At 67.6% G+C, this 1424-nt stretch carries 1 protein-coding gene; it reads left to right on the forward strand.

Annotated elements, in window-relative coordinates; translation table 11 throughout:
• Positions 1-285 precede the first annotated feature (285 nt).
• Positions 286-1104 carry a hypothetical protein gene (locus tag L0D17_RS13070; RefSeq protein ID WP_243095688.1) on the forward strand — a complete coding sequence of 273 codons (819 nt, stop codon included), beginning with the start codon at positions 286-288 and terminating at the stop codon, positions 1102-1104.
• Positions 1105-1424 lie beyond the last annotated feature (320 nt).

Below are 1424 nucleotides of genomic sequence, written 5' to 3' on the forward strand. Positions count from 1 at the left end.
CCGGGATCCCGAGGGGGAGGGGTACATCGCCAGCGCCGAGGTGGGCCCGGAAACCATCCTCGCGCGGGGCCAGACGAAGCGGGAGGCCTACCGGGAGGCCCGGAGGGCGTGGGTGAAGCGGCTTCTGGGAGGGTAGGCAACCCTACTTCCTTCCCCTCGGACTGCCAGACCCGTGCGGAGGTGCGGTTTCCCCTGGAGTCCGGGGAAAGCCCGTTTTGCTAAAATGCCTCTAGCCCCGCCTATCTGGAGAGCCTCGAGCTAGGGGCTATTGGAGGAGGTTCGCCTATGAACCGGAGCAAGTGGGCACTTTGGGGTTTGGGGTTGATCCTGGTTTTGGGCCTCGTGGGATGCGGTGGTCAGGGGGGCGGGGACACCCGCACCGTCAACGCCTCCCTGGGGACCTGGAACTACGGGGGGCAGAACCCGGGCCTGGCCGTCATCCTTTGGGCGGACCTGCAGTCTCCCACCAGCCCCGACGGGTTTAAGGTGACCGTGACCGGCCCCAGCAGCGCCTCCCCCGTCACCTATGGTCCTTTCCGGTATTCGTTTACGGGACCTGTATTTTGGTGGTGGCTCAGGTCGGGGGTAGTACCCGCCTCCGGTGACCACACCATCACCGGGACCCTGAACGCCAGCCAGAGCCTGAACCGCACCTTTAAGTTGGACGCCAACTCCACCTTGCCCCAGCCTCAGAACGTCACGGTCCAGGCCACCCAGAACAGCGCCACCTTTTCCTGGTCCTCCGTCTCCGGGGCCAAGTCCTATTTTGTGGAGCTCTGGCAGCTGGACAACCAAGGAAACCCGACCTCCCAATTGTTAACCTGGTACACCACGGCCACCCAGGTCCAGTTCACCCAGAACGCCGGTCTCCAGCTTCCCCCCGGGAACTACCGGGCCCGGGTCTTCGCCGCGTCGGTGGACCTGACCCAGCTTCGCCGCCCGGGCCAGGCCGCCCAGCTGGACCCCCAGATCAACTTCTCTGCGGCGTGGAGCCAGCAAGCCGTCCAGGTGCAGTCGGTTGGCACCTTGAGGGTCGTGCCCGCGCCTGACACCGCGCCCGTCCTTCCTCCCGAGCCGGACGCGGAAGGGGGGTTGTCCCAGTAGGGCGAAGGGGCCGGCTCTCCGATGGACCACCCTGGGAGGCCAGGGTGGCTTTCCTTTCGCGCCCACCTCCTTGCCCGGGCCCGGGAGTCCATTGAGGCTTACGGCCGCGAAGGCCGAGGGGAGGAGGCGGGGAAGACCCCCCTGGTCTACGCCCTACGCCCCCTTCCAGGGAGAGGAGCTCCGCCTGGTCGTCGTTCCGGAGGGCCCCATCCTGCCCGACCGGACGGCCTAGGCCCCCGTCTTCTCCCAGGTGGGGAGGGCCTCCAGGAGGAGGCGGGAGAGGGCCCTGGGGTCCGAGAGGCGCCGGCTGGCGTCCAGGA

It is taken from the genome of Thermus thalpophilus (assembly GCF_022760915.1).
Classification (GTDB): domain Bacteria; phylum Deinococcota; class Deinococci; order Deinococcales; family Thermaceae; genus Thermus; species Thermus thalpophilus.

Bases quoted from the DNA above. Each gene is read 5' to 3' on its own strand.
- L0D17_RS13070 (WP_243095688.1), top strand. From the start codon at position 286: ATGAACCGGAGCAAGTGGGCACTTTGGGGTTTGGGGTTGATCCTGGTT.